Source organism: Ferrigenium kumadai, assembly GCF_018324385.1.
Classification (GTDB): Bacteria; Pseudomonadota; Gammaproteobacteria; order Burkholderiales; family Gallionellaceae; genus Gallionella; species Gallionella kumadai.
Genome location: NZ_AP019536.1, coordinates 1280972 through 1297307 on the forward strand (window position 1 = coordinate 1280972; position 16336 = coordinate 1297307).

The window sequence follows — 16336 nt, forward strand, 5'->3', positions numbered from 1 at the left end:
CTATGTTTGCTGATCGTGTGTTATCGGGTATGCGTCCCACCGGAAGTTTGCATCTGGGGCATTACCACGGGGTGTTGAAGAATTGGGTGCAGATGCAGCACGAATACGAATGCCTGTTCTTCGTGGCCGATTGGCACGCGCTGACCACGCATTACGACAACCCCCAGATCATCGAGCAGAGCGTGTGGGACATGGTGGTCGACTGGCTCGCGGCGGGTGTCGATCCCGCGCACGCCACGCTGTTCATCCAGAGCAAGGTGCCCGAGCATGCCGAGCTGCACCTGCTTCTGTCTATGATCACGCCGCTGGGCTGGCTGGAGCGCGTGCCGACCTACAAGGACCAGCAGGAAAAGCTCACCGAGAAGGACCTTTCCACATACGGCTTCCTCGGCTATCCGCTGCTGATGAGCTCCGATATCCTGATCTACCGCGCCACCCATGTGCCGGTCGGCGAGGACCAGATCCCCCATCTCGAATTCACCCGGGAACTGGCGCGGCGTTTCAACCACATGTACGGGCGCGAGCCCGGCTTCGAGGAGAAGGCGGAGGCCGCGGTCAAGAAGCTCGGCAGCAAGAAGGCCAAGCTCTATGCCGAGCTGCGCGTGCGCTTCCAGGAACAGGGCGACGATGAGGCGCTGCTGTCCGCCAAGGCGCTGCTGGACGAGCAGCAAAGCCTGAGCCTGGGGGATCGCGAACGGCTGTTCGGTTACCTCGAGGGCGGCGGCAAGATGATCCTGTCCGAGCCGCAGGCGATACTCACCGCCGCCTCGCGCATGCCGGGGCTGGACGGGCAGAAGATGTCCAAGTCCTACAACAACACCATCACGTTGCGCGAGGACGAAGCCAGCGTGACCAAGAAGATCCGCACCATGCCCACCGATCCGGCACGCATCCGCCGCACCGATCCCGGCACGCCGGAAAAGTGCCCGGTGTGGTCGCTGCATCAGGTGTATTCCAGCGAGGACACCAAGCAATGGGTGCAGAAGGGCTGCACCAGCGCGGGTATCGGTTGCATCGAGTGCAAGCAGCCGGTGATCGAAGGCGTGCTGGCGGAACAGCGCCCGATGCGCGAACGCGCGCAGCTGTATCTGGACGATCCGGCGCTGGTGAAGAACATCATCGCCGACGGCTGCGAGAAGGCGCGCAAGCTGGCTGGCGAGACCATGCGCGACGTGCGCGAGGCGATGGGACTGAGCTACAGTTAAAAAAATGATGGCCGGCGAACAGCTCCCTTTGCATCCCGTCGCACGCATCCACGGCGAGCCACTGCTGGAGCTGCCGCAGGATCTGTACATCCCGCCGGATGCTCTGGAGCTGGTGCTGGAAAGCTTTCAGGGGCCGCTCGATCTGCTGCTGTACCTGATCCGCAGGCACAACCTCGACGTGCTGGACATCCCGATGGCGGAACTGACCCGGCAGTACATGGGCTACATCGAGATGATGCAACAGCACCGACTGGAGCTGGCCGCCGAATACCTGTTGATGGCTGCGGTGCTGATCGAGATCAAGTCGCGCATGCTGCTGCCTCGCCCGCCGAAGATCGGCGAGGAAGAGGGCGGCGAAGACCCGCGCGCAGAACTGATGCGCCGCCTGCTCGAATACGAACAGATGAAACTGGCCGCGCAGAAGCTCAACGAGCTGCCGCAGGTCGGGCGCGACTTCGAGATCGTGCAGGTACTGATCGAGCGCACCGTTCAGGAACGCTTGCCGCAAGTCGGCGTGGAAGATCTGCGCCAGGCATGGCTGACGATGCTGGCGCGCGCCAAACTCAACAAGCACCACAAGGTGCGCCGCGAACAACTCTCTGTGCGCGAGCAGATGACGCATGTGCTGCGTTGCCTGCAGGGCGGAGAGTACGTTCCGTTCGATCAGCTTTTCGATTTCGAAGGCGGCATACCGAAACTGGTCGTCACCTTCATTGCCATCCTCGAACTGGCGAAGGAATACCTGGTCGAGATCCAGCAAAGCGAAACATTTGGGAGCATCTATGTCCGGACAAGCCGAGCCGTTACCGAAGAGTGAAACCGCCTCCTCCGTGGAGGCCGTCGCCGATGCCGGGGATATCCGTGTTGATCTGTTCGGCGGAAGGATGGACAAGGAACAGTTCAAGCGCATCCTCGAAACGGCGCTGCTGACCAGCACGGAGCCGCTGCCGGTCTCGGAATTGAAGAAGCTCAGCGAGGTGTCGCTGGATAACAAACAGATGGAAGCGCTGCTCGAGGAACTCGCGCAGGACTGGCAGGGCCGCGGCGTGGAGCTGACTCGAGTGGCGAGCGGCTGGCGTTTCCGCGCAAGACCGGAGATGCAGCAATACCTCGACCGGCTGAACCCGCAGAAGCCGCCGCGCTACTCGCGCGCCGTGCTGGAGACACTTGCCATCGTCGCCTATCACCAGCCCGTTACGCGCGGCGACATCGAGGAGATCCGCGGCGTGGCCGTGTCATCCCAGATTCTGAAGACGCTGGAGGCGCGCGGCTGGGTGGAGGTAGTCGGCACGCGCGATGCGCCGGGTAAGCCGGAACTGTTCGCCACCACTAGGCAGATGCTCGACGACCTCAACCTGCGCACGCTGAGTGATCTGCCGTCCCTGCAGGAGATCGGCGCGCTGCTGGAACAGGAAACGGCGGCGGAAACCATGTCTGCGCCAGCGCCTGCGCCCAAGCTGGCGCCACCGCCAGAATCCAAACCGTCCCGATCTGATGGCGCTCCTGAGGGGTGGCCGTTTGCGCCCAGTGATGCGGCTGATGCCGGGGCGTAATTCGTAGGGCGCGATTCATCGCAACCCTACACAGAAAAATATCGAGAAATGAAACTGATCCAGTCCCGCGACAACCCGTTTTTCAAAGACATCGTCAAGCTCGCCGGTTCGGCGCGGCAGCGTGCCAAGGCGGGGCAGACGCTGCTCGATGGTACGCATCTGCTCTCGGCTTATCTGGATGCCGGCAAACAGCCGTTGCACATCCTGCTGAACAGCGTGGCGCTGAAAGATGACGAGGTCGAGGCCTTGCTCAAGCGTGCCGTTGGCGTGCCGATGACCCAACTCGACGACAAGCTGTTCGCCGAACTCACCGAGCTGAAGACGCCGACCGGCCTGCTCGCGCTGGTCGAGATTCCGCAGCCGCTACCCGCCGACAGTCGTTTTGCGCTGTTGCTGGAAGACATCCAGGACCCGGGCAACCTCGGTTCGATGCTGCGCTCGGCGGCGGCGGCGGGCTGCGATGCGGTGTACCTGTCCAAGGGCTGCGCCGACGCATGGTCGCCACGGGTGTTGCGCGCGGCGATGGGCGGGCATTTTGCGCTGTCCATTTACGAGTCGGCAGACTTGATTTCGGTCGCGGCAACGCTGCCGGGAACCGTCTTTGCGGCTTCGCTGAACGGCGATGCCGGTCTGTACGACTGCGACCTCGAAGGCGATATCGCCTTCGCGATAGGCAACGAGGGAGCGGGGCTGTCTCAGGCCTTGCAAGCTGCGGCCTCGCGGCGTTTCACGATCCCCATGCCCGGAAAAGTCGAGTCGCTGAATGCGGCTGCGGCTGCTGCAGTCTGCTTGTTCGAGGCGGTGCGCCAGCGCCGCTAGCGATGTAACGATTTCTGTTGCACCAGCGTAGTGGCGATCTCTTCCACCGACATGCTGGTGACATCCAGGAACGGGATGTCGAAACGGCGCATCAGGTTCTCCGCCTGCTTCACTTCAAGACGGCAATTCTCCAATGAGGCATAGCTGCTGTTCGGCGCGCGCTCGGTGCGGATCTGCTGCAACCGTTCGGGGCGTATGGTCAGGCCGTGCAGCTTGTTGTGCAGCGGCTTGAGCGCTGCCGGCAGTTCGTCCGCCCCGAAGTCCTCCGGCACCAGCGGATAGTTGGCCGCATAGATGCCGAACTGCAGGGCTAGGTAGAGCGAGGTCGGCGTCTTGCCGCATCGCGACACGCCGATCAGCACGATGTCGGCGCGGTGCAGTTCGCGCGTGATGCCGCCGTCGTCGTGGTCGAGCGCATAGTTCACCGCATCCATGCGTGCTGTGTAGTTGCTGCCGGGGGCGTGCGAGCGGCCGATGGCATGCGATGGCGCGACGCCCAATTCCGTTTGTATCGGGGCGATGAACATCTCGAACAGATCGAGGAACAGCGCGCCGCTCCGGGCGATGATGTCGCGCACCTCGGGCAGGATCAGGGTGCTGAACACCAACGGGCGCTGGCCGTCGGTCCCGATCGCTGCGCGGATGCGTTCCACCGCTGCCCGAGCTTTTTCAGGCGTGTCGACATAGGGGAGGGTGATGCGCTTGAACTCGACACCCTCGAATTGCGCGAGCAGGCTGCGCCCCAGCATCTCGGTGGTCAGGCCGGTGTGGTCGGAAACGAAGAAGACGCTGCGTACAGGGGTCATGCTTTCCAGCCCTTGAATAATTCGCCTATCATGCGGGTGTTACCAACCAGCGTGGGGACGATCATGGATCGGCAGTATATCGTGTGGTTCGATGCGTTGCGCATGAGCGACGTGGGCAGGGTGGGCGGCAAGAACGCCTCTCTGGGGGAAATGATCGGCCAGCTCTCGCACCTGGGAGTGCGCGTGCCCGGTGGCTTTGCCACGACGGCCGAAGCCTTCCGCGAATTCCTCGCGCAGGGCGGGCTGGACCAACGCATCCGCGTACTGCTCGACAAGCTCGACGTGGCCGATACCGTGGCACTGGCCAAGGCAGGAAGTCAGATCCGCCAGTGGATCGTGGATACGCCCTTGCCGCCGCCGCTGGAACAGGCCGTCCGCGCGGCCCATGCGCGGATGGTACAAGAGGCCGGCGGCGAACCCCTGCTGGCGGTGCGATCCTCCGCCACGGCGGAAGACCTGCCCGACGCCTCGTTCGCCGGACAGCAGGAAACCTTCCTCAATATCAGCGGCGCGGGCAACGTGCTATCCGCCGTCCGTCTGGTGTTCGCCTCCCTGTACAACGACCGCGCCATCGCCTACCGCGTGCACCAGGGATTTGCGCATCACGATGTGGCGCTCTCCGCGGGCATCCAGCGCATGGTACGCAGCGACATCGGCGCTTCCGGCGTGATGTTCACGCTGGACACCGAATCCGGCTTCGATCAGGTGGTGTTCATTACCTCGGCCTACGGTCTGGGCGAGACGGTGGTGCAAGGTGCGGTGAACCCGGACGAGTTCTACGTATACAAGCCTGCGCTGAAGCTGGGAAGGAAGGCAGTGATCAGACGCAACCTCGGCGGCAAGGCGATCCGCATGATCTTCGGCGAGGGACAGGAAGCGGGGCGTTCGGTGCGCACGGTCGATGTACCCGAAGCGGAGCGCCAGCGTTTTTCCATCACCGATGCCGATGCGGAAGAGCTGGCACGTTATGCGCTGACCATCGAGCAGCATTACGGCCGTGCCATGGATATCGAGTGGGGTAAGGACGGCGCGGACGGCAAGCTGTACATCGTGCAGGCGCGTCCGGAGACGGTGCAGGTACACGGCAAGGTGGATAGCCTGCGGCGCTACAGCCTGAAGCAGAAGTCCGATGTGCTGGTCAGCGGTCGCGCCATCGGCCAGAAGATCGGCGCGGGCCGCGTGTGCCTGGTGCCGGACGCTAGCCAGATGGAGCGCGTGCAGCCCGGCGACGTGCTGGTGACGGACATGACCGACCCGGACTGGGAGCCGGTGATGAAGCGCGCCTCCGCCATCGTCACCAATCGCGGCGGGCGCACCTGCCATGCGGCGATCGTGGCGCGCGAACTGGGCATCCCGGCGGTGGTCGGCACCAACGATGCGACCGACGTGCTCACGCACGGCAACGATGTCACCGTCAGCTGTGCCGAGGGCGACATCGGCAAGGTGTACCAGGGCAAGCTGGATATCGAGGTGCAGGACCTGGCGCTGGACAAGATGCCCGTACCGCCGCTCAAGATCTCGCTCAATGTGGCCAACCCGGAACTGGCGTTCGAGTTCAGTCGATTGCCCAATGCGGGCGTTGGCCTGGCGCGGCTGGAGTTCATCATCGCGCGCATGATCGGCGTGCATCCCAAGGCGGTGCTCGATTACCCGAACCTGCCCGCGGAGCTGAAGGTGCAGGTCGAGGCCAAGTGCGCGGGCTATGCCGGCCCGGTGGATTTCTACGTAGAGAAGATGGCCGAGGGCATCGCCACGCTGGCCGCGGCGTTCGCGCCCAAACCGGTGATCCTGCGCTTCTCCGATTTCAAGTCGAACGAATATTCCAGCCTGCTTGGTGGTTCGCAGTACGAGCCGACCGAGGAGAATCCGATGATCGGCTTCCGCGGCGCGTCGCGCTACATCGCTGACAGTTTCCGTGCATGCTTCGCGCTGGAATGCCGCGCGGTGCGCAAGGTGCGCGACGAGATGGGACTGACCAACCTCGAGGTGATGATCCCCTTCGTACGCACGCTGGAAGAAGGGCGGGGCGTGATCGCCGAGCTGGAGAAGAACGGCTTGAAACGCGGCGAGAACGGGCTGCGCGTGATCATGATGTGCGAGATCCCTTCCAACCCGCTGCTGGCGGATCAGTTCCTCGATATCTTCGACGGCTTCTCCATCGGCTCCAACGACCTGACGCAACTGACGCTGGGCATAGACCGCGATTCCGGCATCGTGGCGGGCTCGTTCGACGAACGCAACCCCGCGGTGCTGGCGCTGATCGGCATGGCGATCCAGGCCTGCCGCAGGCGCGGCAAGTACATCGGCATCTGCGGGCAGGGGCCGTCCGACCATCCCGACCTGGCGCAGTGGCTGATGGAGCAGGACATCGAGGCGATCTCGCTGAATCCGGACACGGTGGTGCAGACCTGGTTGCATCTCAGCGAGCAGGCGAAAAAGGCGGGGTAAAGCCGGTTTGGCGATATTTTTATCGGGAGACAGGCATTTTCCTTGACGTGCTAACCGATTTCGCTATAATGCGCGCCCTCTGTAAGGCTGATAGGCAGCCTTGCATACCTTGCTCCACCGCACCGCATGGCGGGGGGCTTTAACCGTAAGGAGATGTAATGCGACACTACGAAATCGTGTTTATCGTGCATCCCGATCAGAGCGAGCAAGTGCCCGCGATGATCGAGCGTTACCGCACACTGGTCACATCCAAGGGTGGTCAAATCCACCGTCTGGAAGACTGGGGTCGCCGCCAGTTGGCTTACCCGATCCAAAAGATTCACAAGGCACATTACGTGCTGATGAATATCGAAAGCAACCAGGAAACTCTGGACGAGCTGGAGCACGCGTTCCGCTTCAATGACGCCGTTCTGCGTCATCTGACCGTCAAGACCAAGGCTGCTGTCACCGAACCGTCCGCAATGATGAAGGAAGAGAAGTCCCGTTCCGTGCCGACCGAAGGTGCCGCTGCTCCGGCTGAAGGCGCTGCAGCTTAAGGATTAGTGCGTAACCAGGTTGTCATCAGCGGCGAGTTGATCGCGCTGGAAGGTTTGCGATATACCCCGGCAGGGGTGGCGAGAGTGGCGTTGACGTTGCGCCACAGCTCCCAGCAGTCCGAAGCGGACGGTGTGCGGCAGGTGCAGTGCGAAGTCGATGCGCTGGCATTTGCCGGGGTGGCGGAGAAAGTCACCCGGTTCGCGATAGGACAGTCCGTAAAGGTTAGAGGATTCCTCGCCCAGCGGAGCATGCGCAGCCGGCAACTGGTTTTGCACATCAACGACATAATTTTGGAATAAGGAAACATCATGGCCCGTCCAGACAAAAAGAAAGATGACAAGAACAAGCGTTCTTCCCGCAACAACCTGTTCAAGCGCCGCAAGTTCTGCCGCTTCACAGTCGAGAAGATCGCGGAAGTGGATTACAAGGATGTGAACATCCTCAAGGAATTCATCACCGAAAACGGCAAGCTGATCCCGGCCCGCATCACCGGCACCAAGACACGCTACCAGCGTCAATTGAGCACCGCCGTGAAGCGCGCGCGTTTCCTGGCTTTGCTGCCGTACACCGACCTGCATTAAGGAGCAGAACATGCAAATCATTCTGATGGAAAAAGTGACCAACGTGGGTCAACTGGGCGATGTGGTCAAGGTCAAGAACGGCTATGCCCGTAACTTCCTGATCCCGCAAGGCAAGGCCAAGCGTGCAACTGCTGCCAACATGGCTGAATTCGAAGCTCGCCGCGCCGAGATCGAAGCGGCCGACAAGGCCAAGCTGGCCGATGCCCAGGCTCGCGGCGAGAAGCTGGCCGGCGTGACCGTTCAGATCGCTCAAAAGGCCGGTGTGGACGGCAAGCTGTTCGGTTCCGTCACCAACGCCGACATCGCTGCTGCTCTGACCGCTCAAGGCTTCGCCGTGGAAAAGGCGCAAGTGCGCCTGCCTAACGGCCACCTGAAGCAAATCGGCGACCATCCGGTCAGCATCGCGCTGCACACCGATGTGGTCGTGGACGTCACCGTTTCGGTTGCCGGCGAATAATAAATTTGCCGCAGCCGTCAGGCTGCACAAAAGGATAGGCGACTATCCTGTAGTTTTGGAGTGGTAGTTCAGTTGGTTAGAATACCGGCCTGTCACGCCGGGGGTCGCGGGTTCGAGTCCCGTCCACTCCGCCAAATCAAGAAGACGAACGCAAGTTCGTCTTCTTTTTTTTCGTCTGTTGCCCCCCGTTTTTGTTGTCATAAGTTTTTTCCGGACGGGGTAAAATGCACCCCCGCTCACGTCAGGCGCAAGTCACCAGATGAACACCTTCTCCAATGTCGATACGCAACTCGAACAGATCAAACTGCCGCCCCATTCCGTAGAGGCGGAGCAGTCGGTGCTGGGCGGGCTGTTGCTCGAGTCGGGCGCGCTGGACAAGATCGCCGACCTGATGACCGCCGATGATTTCTATCGCCAGGAACACCGCCTGATTTACCGCCAGATCGTGCGCCTGAGCGAACAGGCCAAGCCGGTGGATGTGATCACTGTGGCAGAGGCGCTGGAAAACCTCGGGGAACTGGACAAGGTGGGCGGCCTGCCTTATCTGGGCAGTCTGGCACAGAACGTGCCGTCTGCCGCCAACATCCGCCGCTATGGCGAGATCGTGCGCGAGCGTTCCATCATGCGCAAGCTGGTAGAGGTCGGTAGCGACATCGCCAGCAGCGCCTACAATCCGACGGGGCGTGATGCCGCGCAGTTGCTCGACGAGGCGGAAAGCAAGGTGTTCGAGATCGCCGAGGCCGGGTCGAAAGGCAAGCAGGGCTTCTTTTCGATGCCGCCCTTGCTGACCGAGGTGGTCGAGCGCATCGAGACCCTGTACAGCCGCGAGAATCACAGCGAGGTGACCGGCACCGCGACCGGTTATACAGACCTGGATCGTATGACTTCCGGTTTGCAACCCGGCGATCTGATCATCGTGGCGGGTCGCCCGAGTATGGGCAAGACCGCATTCTCGATCAACATCGCCGAGAACGTGGCACTGGATGGAAAACCGGTCGCGATCTACAGTATGGAAATGGGCGCGGCCCAGCTGGTGATGCGTATGCTGGGCTCGGTCGGCAGGCTCAACCAGCATAGCCTGCGCACCGGGCGCCTGGAGGATGACGACTGGGGACGTCTGACTCATGCGCTGGGCAAGCTCAATGACGCACCGATCTTCATCGACGAAACCCCGGGGCTGTCCGCACTGGAGCTTCGTGCCCGTTCGCGCCGCCTCCATCGGCAACATGGCTCACTGGGTCTGATCGTGGTGGACTATCTGCAGTTGATGAGCGGGAATGCGGGCAAGGCGAGTGAAAACCGCGCCACCGAGATCTCGGAAATCTCGCGTGCGCTGAAGGCATTGGCCAAGGAGCTTCACGTGCCGGTGATCGCACTTTCGCAGTTGAACCGCAGCCTGGAGCAGCGTCCCAACAAACGGCCGGTGATGTCCGATCTGCGCGAATCCGGCGCCATCGAGCAGGATGCCGACCTGATCCTGTTCATCTACCGCGACGAGGTCTACAACAGCGATTCGCCCGACAAGGGCAAGGCCGAGATCATCATCGGCAAGCAGCGTAACGGTCCGATCGGCGCTGTCGCGTTAGCATTCCGCGGCGAATATACGCGGTTCGAAAACCTTGCCATGGGAGAAGGCTACGTCCCCGATGCCTATTGATCCTCCTGTGCTGCGCACATTTCTTTCCCGTCTCATCTGCTTCCCAAGGTAGACCCTGATGCAAAAAGGGAAAATCAGGGGGAATACGCACGCTATTCGCAGTTTCAGATAATCGTCCAGTCTGTAATCTAGCAATCCGGAATGGGGTTCGAGCGCCAGACATATTGGCGCTGATCAACTATAAATAAACGGGGAGTTGTGATGGGCAATTGGTATCGATCGCTAAGCATACGCTGGAAACTGCAATTCGGTTTTTTCCTGGTGACGATGATCACCACGGTATACAACCGCATGCTCGCTTCGCATGAGCTGGGCAAGATGGTCGAGATCGCGCAAAACAACGGTGTCAGCGCACAAGTCGTCAGCCAGCTGGAAGCCAGCCACAGTGCCTATATCTTCAACTCGTTCTGGGAATCCGGCCTGGAGTTCCTCCTTCAATTTTTCATCATCGGTCTGGTTGCAAGCCTGTTCGTCAGGCCTATCCAGGCGTTGTGCCAAGCGCTCAAGGCGGTGGAAAACGGCGACCTGACCAAAGGGGTGGAGAACCGTTCGCGCGACGAGATCGGTTTGCTGGAAAAGAGCTTCAATGACGTTCTGTCCAAGCTCAACCACATCATGCGCAAAGTCGACGAGAGTGGCAGGGAAATGGAGCAGTCGGCCTTCCAGATCGCCAAGATCTCTCACGAGATCGCCGAAGTGGGGCACAAGGAACAGAGTCGTTCCGCTGAGGTGAATAGCGTTACGGAGCAACTGCAGCAGATTTCCGGAAACGTCCAGGCGCAGGCAACGGAGGCCACCGATCGGGCCAAGCAGACCGAGGAACGGGCGCGTGAAGGCATCCGTATGGTGCAGAAAAACATCCAGGAAATGGAGGGAACGACGCAGGAAGTGCACCTGGCGGCCGTGAAGATTTCCGAACTGGAACAATCCGCCAGTCAGATTCACAACATTATTTCGACGATCCAGGCGATCGCTGAACAGACCAACCTGCTGGCGCTCAATGCGGCGATCGAGGCCGCGCGTGCCGGCGAGCAGGGGCGCGGATTTGCGGTGGTGGCCGACGAAGTGCGCAAACTGGCCGAGCGCTCGTCGAATTCGGCAGGCGAGGTGTCAAGGATCATCGACCAATTGGGCGGCAAGGTTCACGAGGTCACTGCTTCCATGAACATTGTCGTAGGGAAGGTCCACGACAATCAGAAGGTGGCTGGCGAAACGGCTGCCGTGATCGAGCACATGGCAGGCGAGGTGGCAGAAACGGCGAAGGCCAATAGTGGCATTTCCAGCGCCAGCGGCGAGCAGATCCGGAACGTCAATCTGCTTCGTGACACGCTGACGGAATTGTTTGCCACCCTGAGCGAAAGCTCGGCCAAGGTGGAAACGACGGCTGCCATTGGCGATAGCCTTCACAATGTGACCGGCACACTGAATCGCCTGATGGCCGGCTTTCATTTCGAAAGCGTCCACGTGATTGAGCCTGCACAGCATGAGAAGCGCACTTATCCGCGCATCACGAACCGGTTGCTGGTGCAGGCGTCCCAAGGTAAGGCTGCCATCGAATGTTCCAGCCTCGATTTCAGTTTGGCCGGAATGCGGCTGGCATTGCAGGAAAAACTGGATGAAAGGCAATTGGTGGAACTGGCGGTCTATCTGCCGCAACAGGAACTGGATCAGTATGAGCACCAGAGTCCGCTCAAACTACGCGGGCGGGTCACATGGCAGCGATCGGAGGGCGGGAAGTGGCAGTGCGGCATCGCTTTTGATGACCTGTCGGATGAGGCAACCCGCAAGTTGCGCGACAGTTTCATGTATTTCCACAAGACGCCGGAATTCGTGGAGGCGGCTTAAACGTGCAATTTGTGCCCGCACGAAAGAAAATTGTTTGAAGCGCGCGATCTTTTCGATATAATGCGCACCCTCTTAGGCGCGTAGCTCAGTTGGTTAGAGCACTACCTTGACATGGTAGGGGTCGTTGGTTCGAGTCCAATCGTGCCTACCAACATCTCGAGTGCGGCTTTTGCCGCACTTTGTATTTTCAGGAAACAAAAACATGCCAGTCATCACACTGCCGGATGGTTCGCAGCGCAGCTTCGCACAACCTGTCACCGTCGCCGATGTCGCGATGAGCATAGGGGCAGGGTTGGCGCGAGCAGCCCTGGCTGGCAAGGTGGACGGCAGGCTGGTGGATACCTCTCATCTCATCGAGCAGGATGCTGCGCTGGCCATCATCACCGACAAGGATGCCGACGGTGTGGAGATCATTCGCCACTCCACCGCGCACTTGCTGGCCCATGCGGTGAAGGAGTTGTTTCCCGATGCGCAGGTGACCATCGGCCCCGTGATCGAGAACGGCTTCTATTACGACTTCTCCTACAAGCGTCCCTTCACGCCGGAAGACCTGGCAGCGATCGAGAAGCGCATGGGCGAGATCGCCAAGCTGGATCTGCCGGTGGCACGTCGCGTGTTGCCGCGCGATGAGGCGGTTTCATTCTTCAAGCATATCGGCGAGCAATACAAGGCCGAGATCATCGAGTCGATCCCGTCGGATCAGGATGTTTCGTTGTACAGCGAAGGCGAATTCACCGATCTCTGTCGCGGGCCGCATGTTCCCTCCACCGGCAAGCTGAAGGCGTTCAAGCTGATGAAGCTGGCAGGGGCCTATTGGCGCGGCGATTCGAAGAACGAGATGCTGCAGCGTATCTACGGCACGGCGTGGGCAAAGAAGGAGGAGCTGGACGCCTACCTGCACCAGCTCGAAGAGGCCGAGAAGCGCGACCACCGCAAGCTCGCCAAGCAGCTGGATCTGTTCCATATGCAGGACGAGTCCCCGGGCATGGTGTTCTGGCATCCCAAGGGTTGGACGCTGTGGCAGGAAGTCGAGCAGTACATGCGCCGCAAGTTCCGCGAGCACGACTATCAGGAAGTGCGCACGCCGACCATCATGGATCGCTCCCTGTGGGAGAAATCCGGTCACTGGGAAAACTATCACGACAACATGTTCACGACCTGTTCGGAGAATCGCGACTACGCGGTGAAGCCGATGAACTGTCCTGGCCATGTGCAGATTTTCAACCACGGCCTGCATAGTTATCGCGATCTGCCGTTGCGCCTCGCAGAATTCGGTTCCTGCCACCGCAACGAAACCTCCGGTTCGCTGCACGGCCTGATGCGCGTGCGCGGCTTCACTCAGGACGATGCGCACATCTTCTGTACCGAGGATCAGGTGCAACCCGAAGTGTCGCGTTTCATCGTGATGCTGAACGAGGTGTATCGCGATTTCGGCTTCAACGAGGTGCTGGTCAAGCTCTCGACCCGTCCGGAAAAGCGCGTTGGTTCCGACGAAACGTGGGACAAGGCTGAGGCCGGGCTGGCTTCCGCACTGAAGCAGAATGGGCTGGAGTATGAGATTCAGCCGGGAGAGGGCGCGTTCTATGGCCCCAAGGTCGAATTCACCCTGAAGGATAGCCTCGGGCGTCTGTGGCAGTGCGGCACCATCCAGCTGGACTTCAACCTGCCGACACGTTTGGGTGCGGAGTTCGTCGACGAGGATAACGGCCGCAAACCCCCGGTGATGCTGCATCGCGCCATCCTCGGTTCGATGGAGCGCTTCATCGGTATCCTGATCGAGCACCACGCCGGCGCGTTCCCGCTGTGGCTGTCGCCGATGCAGGTCGTGCTGATGAATATCTCTCAGGCGCAGGAGGAATATGCGACACAAGTCGCGCAGGCGTTGCGCGATGCCGGGTTGCGCGTGCAATTGGATTTGCGCAACGAAAAGATTACCTATAAAATACGCGAACATAGCTTGCAGAAGCTGCCTTATCAGATCGTCGTTGGCGATAAGGAAGTGGCTGGAGGATTGGTGGCCGTGCGTACCCGCAGTGGTGAGGATCTCGGACAGATGACATTGGAAGCTTTGCTTCAGCGTCTGCAACCTGAGATGAAATCGGGCAGCACGGTTTAATTTTGCCTAACGGAGATAGCAATAGCACAGGACAAATCGCAGCGCTTGAATGAGATGATTACCGCACCGCAGGTGCGCCTCATTGGAGCCGAAAAAGAACCCCTCGGGATCGTGCCTATCGCAGAAGCCTTGCGTCTGGCGGATGAAGCAGAGTTGGACTTGGTGGAGATATCGCCGCTGGCTGAGCCGCCGGTCTGCCGCATCATGGACTTCGGCAAGTTCAAGTATGCCGAAAGCAAGAAGCAGCACGAGGCCAAACTCAAGCAAAAGCAGGTTCAGATCAAGGAGATCAAGTTCCGTCCGGGAACGGATGAGGGCGACTACAACATCAAGTTGCGCAACCTGATCAAGTTCCTGAGTGAGGGCGACAAGACCAAGATCACCTTGCGTTTCCGCGGTCGCGAGATGGCCCACCAGGAGATCGGCATGCGCCTGATCGAGCGCGTCAAGGCGGATCTGGAAGAACATGGCGTAGTCGAGCAGTTTCCCAAGATGGAAGGCCGCCAGATGGTGATGGTGCTGTCACCGAAGGCCAAGAAGAAATAAGGTTTGATCGTTTCGGCAGCAGGGGATGGCCGGAGCGGTAAGCAGCAAATAGTCCCCGAATAAAAAGTGGTGTATGGGTCATCAAGCTTTTCCATCGGAAAACACCTCCCACCATAACTTAAGGAGCAGTCATGCCTAAGATGAAAACCAAGAGCGGGGCGAAGAAGCGTTTTGTCGTTCGCGCCGGTGGCAGCATCAAGCGCGGTCAAGCGTTCAAGCGCCACATTCTGACCAAGAAGACCACCAAGAACAAGCGCCAGCTGCGCGGTGTTGCCGGTGTTCATGAAACCAACACGGCGTCCGTGCGCGCCATGATGCCATACGCATAAGGAGTAGATCATGCCAAGAGTTAAACGTGGTGTAGTAGCGCGCGCAAGTCACAAGAAGGTTCTCGCCCAGGCCAAGGGTTACCGCGGTCGCCGCAAGAACGTATATCGCATCGCCAAGCAGGCGGTGATGAAGGCAGGCCAGTATGCCTACCGTGACCGTCGCCAGAAGAAGCGTCAGTTCCGTACCCTGTGGATCGCCCGTATCAACGCGGCGGCTCGCGAGCAGGGCATGAGCTACAGCGTGTTCATGAACGGCCTGAAGAAGGCGGCGATCAATATCGATCGCAAGGTGCTGGCCGACATCGCCGTGTTCGACAAGGCAGCGTTTGCACAATTCGTGGTGCAAGCGAAAGCCAGCCTCGGCGTTTAAGCGAAAGCTTAGCCAACAAAGGAGGCGATTCGCCTCCTTTTTTGTTTGTGGTATCCAAAGTGGTGTCATAGATGGAACAACTCCAACAAATTCTCGATCAGGCTCTGCAGCAATTCGCCGCGACCAGCGACGAAGCAGAGCTTGAGCAGATCAAGGCGCGCTATCTGGGCAAGGAGGGCAGCCTCACGGCGCTGCTCAAGGGGCTGGGTAAATTATCCGCCGAAGAGCGCCCCGCAGCCGGCGCGCGCATCAACCAGGTCAAACAAAGTATCGAAGCCGCCCTGCAGCAGCGTCGCGATACGTTGCAGCAAAACAAGTTGGCACAGAAACTGGCGGCCGAATCGCTGGACGTCACTTTGCCGGGACGCGGCATGGGCACCGGCGGCCTGCATCCGGTGACGCGCACATTGCAGCGCATCGAGCAGCTGTTCCACTCGCTGGGTTTCGCCACCACCACTGGCCCGGAGATCGAGCACGACTTCTACAACTTCACCGCGCTGAACATCCCGGAGAACCATCCGGCGCGCGCGATGCACGATACGTTCTACATCGATCCGCAGCATGTGCTGCGCACCCATACCTCGCCGGTGCAGGTGCGCTACATGGAGGCCAACCAGCCGCCGCTGAAGATCATTTCGGCCGGGCGCGTCTACCGTGTCGATTCCGATGCCACCCATTCGCCGATGTTCCACCAGGTCGAAGGTCTGTGGGTCGATGAAGAAGTCAGCTTCGCCAACCTCAAGGGCGTGGTGCAGGATTTCCTGCAGCGCTTCTTCGAGCGCGACGATTTGCGCGTGCGTTTCCGTCCTTCATTCTTCCCGTTCACCGAACCCTCCGCCGAAATGGATATGAGCTGGAACGGCGGCTGGCTGGAGATCGGCGGCTGCGGCATGGTGCATCCCAACGTGCTGAAGCACGTCAACATCGACAGCGAGAAATATCTCGGTTTCGCCTTCGGCTTGGGCGTGGAGCGCCTGGCGATGCTGCGCTACGGCGTGAACGACCTGCGCCAGTTCTACGAAAGCGATCTGCGTTTCCTCAAGCAATTCAACTGAACGCGCTCATTT

The 16336-nt window shown here is 60.2% G+C and carries 17 protein-coding genes and 2 tRNA genes; 18 read left to right on the forward strand and 1 reads right to left on the reverse strand.

Going from position 1 to position 16336, the window contains the following annotated elements; all coding sequences use genetic code 11:
• Positions 1–2 precede the first annotated feature (2 nt).
• The 4 genes from FGKAn22_RS06195 to FGKAn22_RS06210 are packed head-to-tail and all read left to right on the forward strand — an operon-like array spanning position 3 to position 3577.
• Positions 3–1205: a tryptophan--tRNA ligase gene (locus tag FGKAn22_RS06195; protein ID WP_212787091.1), complete on the forward strand. Its 1203-nt coding sequence runs from the start codon at positions 3–5 to the stop codon at positions 1203–1205.
• Between the two features lie 4 nt (positions 1206–1209).
• Positions 1210–2022 carry a segregation and condensation protein A gene (locus tag FGKAn22_RS06200; RefSeq protein ID WP_212787092.1) on the forward strand — a complete coding sequence of 271 codons (813 nt, stop codon included), beginning with the start codon at positions 1210–1212 and terminating at the stop codon, positions 2020–2022.
• Entirely contained in the window at positions 1988–2758 is a 771-nt protein-coding gene (gene scpB, locus FGKAn22_RS06205; RefSeq protein ID WP_212787093.1) for an SMC-Scp complex subunit ScpB, read from the forward strand. The genes FGKAn22_RS06200 and scpB overlap by 35 nt, the downstream gene beginning before the upstream one ends.
• Before the next feature lie 48 nt (positions 2759–2806).
• Complete coding sequence (locus FGKAn22_RS06210) at positions 2807–3577, forward strand: TrmH family RNA methyltransferase (protein ID WP_212787094.1); 771 nt, start codon at positions 2807–2809, stop codon at positions 3575–3577.
• Here FGKAn22_RS06210 and ppsR read toward each other — a convergent pair.
• Positions 3574–4383, reverse strand: coding sequence for a posphoenolpyruvate synthetase regulatory kinase/phosphorylase PpsR (ppsR, locus tag FGKAn22_RS06215; protein ID WP_212787095.1), 810 nt, complete (start codon positions 4381–4383; stop codon positions 3574–3576). The two genes, FGKAn22_RS06210 and ppsR, sit on opposite strands and share 4 nt — an antisense overlap.
• Before the next feature lie 63 nt (positions 4384–4446).
• Here ppsR and ppsA point away from each other — a divergent pair, with 63 nt between their 5' ends.
• From ppsA to pheS, 14 genes are all read left to right on the forward strand, one after another.
• A complete protein-coding gene (gene ppsA, locus FGKAn22_RS06220) occupies positions 4447–6831 on the forward strand; it encodes a phosphoenolpyruvate synthase (protein ID WP_212787096.1) in 2385 nt (794 codons plus the stop codon).
• A 158-nt stretch (positions 6832–6989) separates the two neighbouring features.
• Entirely contained in the window at positions 6990–7367 is a 378-nt protein-coding gene (gene rpsF, locus FGKAn22_RS06225; RefSeq protein WP_212784774.1) for a 30S ribosomal protein S6, read from the forward strand.
• 6 nt (positions 7368–7373) lie between these two features.
• Entirely contained in the window at positions 7374–7667 is a 294-nt protein-coding gene (priB, locus tag FGKAn22_RS06230; protein ID WP_212784775.1) for a primosomal replication protein N, read from the forward strand.
• A 9-nt stretch (positions 7668–7676) separates the two neighbouring features.
• The gene (gene rpsR, locus FGKAn22_RS06235) at positions 7677–7949 is read left to right on the forward strand and encodes a 30S ribosomal protein S18 (RefSeq protein WP_212784776.1); all 273 of its coding nucleotides are present in this window, start codon (positions 7677–7679) and stop codon (positions 7947–7949) included.
• Positions 7950–7959: 10 nt separating this feature from the next.
• Positions 7960–8406, forward strand: coding sequence for a 50S ribosomal protein L9 (gene rplI, locus FGKAn22_RS06240; RefSeq protein ID WP_212784777.1), 447 nt, complete (start codon positions 7960–7962; stop codon positions 8404–8406).
• Between the two features lie 57 nt (positions 8407–8463).
• A tRNA-Asp gene (locus FGKAn22_RS06245) sits at positions 8464–8540 on the forward strand.
• A gap of 125 nt (positions 8541–8665) precedes the next feature.
• Complete coding sequence (gene dnaB / locus FGKAn22_RS06250; protein ID WP_212784778.1) at positions 8666–10063, forward strand: replicative DNA helicase; 1398 nt, start codon at positions 8666–8668, stop codon at positions 10061–10063.
• A 201-nt stretch (positions 10064–10264) separates the two neighbouring features.
• Positions 10265–11908, forward strand: a complete 1644-nt coding sequence (locus tag FGKAn22_RS06255) for a methyl-accepting chemotaxis protein (RefSeq protein ID WP_212784779.1) — start codon at positions 10265–10267, stop codon at positions 11906–11908.
• A gap of 74 nt (positions 11909–11982) precedes the next feature.
• Positions 11983–12059: transfer RNA gene (locus tag FGKAn22_RS06260), tRNA-Val, on the forward strand.
• Positions 12060–12110: 51 nt separating this feature from the next.
• The gene (gene thrS, locus FGKAn22_RS06265) at positions 12111–14024 is read left to right on the forward strand and encodes a threonine--tRNA ligase (RefSeq protein WP_212784780.1); all 1914 of its coding nucleotides are present in this window, start codon (positions 12111–12113) and stop codon (positions 14022–14024) included.
• 21 nt (positions 14025–14045) lie between these two features.
• A complete protein-coding gene (gene infC / locus FGKAn22_RS06270; protein WP_212787170.1) occupies positions 14046–14570 on the forward strand; it encodes a translation initiation factor IF-3 in 525 nt (174 codons plus the stop codon).
• Between the two features lie 131 nt (positions 14571–14701).
• Positions 14702–14899, forward strand: coding sequence for a 50S ribosomal protein L35 (gene rpmI, locus FGKAn22_RS06275; protein WP_212784781.1), 198 nt, complete (start codon positions 14702–14704; stop codon positions 14897–14899).
• Between the two features lie 10 nt (positions 14900–14909).
• On the forward strand, positions 14910–15269 hold the full coding sequence (rplT, locus tag FGKAn22_RS06280) for a 50S ribosomal protein L20 (protein WP_212784782.1): 360 nt from the start codon (positions 14910–14912) through the stop codon (positions 15267–15269).
• 71 nt (positions 15270–15340) lie between these two features.
• Entirely contained in the window at positions 15341–16324 is a 984-nt protein-coding gene (gene pheS / locus FGKAn22_RS06285; protein ID WP_212784783.1) for a phenylalanine--tRNA ligase subunit alpha, read from the forward strand.
• Positions 16325–16336: the final 12 nt, after the last annotated feature.

Excerpts from the sequence above, each read along its gene's own strand:
- dnaB (WP_212784778.1), top strand. The coding sequence starts at position 8,666 with ATGAACACCTTCTCCAATGTCGATACGCAACTCGAACAGATCAAACTG.
- rpmI (WP_212784781.1), top strand. The coding sequence starts at position 14,702 with ATGCCTAAGATGAAAACCAAGAGCGGGGCGAAGAAGCGTTTTGTCGTT.
- FGKAn22_RS06195 (WP_212787091.1), top strand. The coding sequence starts at position 3 with ATGTTTGCTGATCGTGTGTTATCGGGTATGCGTCCCACCGGAAGTTTG.
- scpB (WP_212787093.1), top strand. The coding sequence starts at position 1,988 with ATGTCCGGACAAGCCGAGCCGTTACCGAAGAGTGAAACCGCCTCCTCC.
- rplI (WP_212784777.1), top strand. The coding sequence starts at position 7,960 with ATGCAAATCATTCTGATGGAAAAAGTGACCAACGTGGGTCAACTGGGC.
- FGKAn22_RS06255 (WP_212784779.1), top strand. The coding sequence starts at position 10,265 with ATGGGCAATTGGTATCGATCGCTAAGCATACGCTGGAAACTGCAATTC.
- FGKAn22_RS06210 (WP_212787094.1), top strand. The coding sequence starts at position 2,807 with ATGAAACTGATCCAGTCCCGCGACAACCCGTTTTTCAAAGACATCGTC.
- rplT (WP_212784782.1), top strand. The coding sequence starts at position 14,910 with ATGCCAAGAGTTAAACGTGGTGTAGTAGCGCGCGCAAGTCACAAGAAG.
- pheS (WP_212784783.1), top strand. The coding sequence starts at position 15,341 with ATGGAACAACTCCAACAAATTCTCGATCAGGCTCTGCAGCAATTCGCC.
- rpsR (WP_212784776.1), top strand. The coding sequence starts at position 7,677 with ATGGCCCGTCCAGACAAAAAGAAAGATGACAAGAACAAGCGTTCTTCC.
- thrS (WP_212784780.1), top strand. The coding sequence starts at position 12,111 with ATGCCAGTCATCACACTGCCGGATGGTTCGCAGCGCAGCTTCGCACAA.
- ppsR (WP_212787095.1), bottom strand. The coding sequence starts at position 4,383 with ATGACCCCTGTACGCAGCGTCTTCTTCGTTTCCGACCACACCGGCCTG.
- rpsF (WP_212784774.1), top strand. The coding sequence starts at position 6,990 with ATGCGACACTACGAAATCGTGTTTATCGTGCATCCCGATCAGAGCGAG.
- ppsA (WP_212787096.1), top strand. The coding sequence starts at position 4,447 with ATGGATCGGCAGTATATCGTGTGGTTCGATGCGTTGCGCATGAGCGAC.
- FGKAn22_RS06200 (WP_212787092.1), top strand. The coding sequence starts at position 1,210 with ATGATGGCCGGCGAACAGCTCCCTTTGCATCCCGTCGCACGCATCCAC.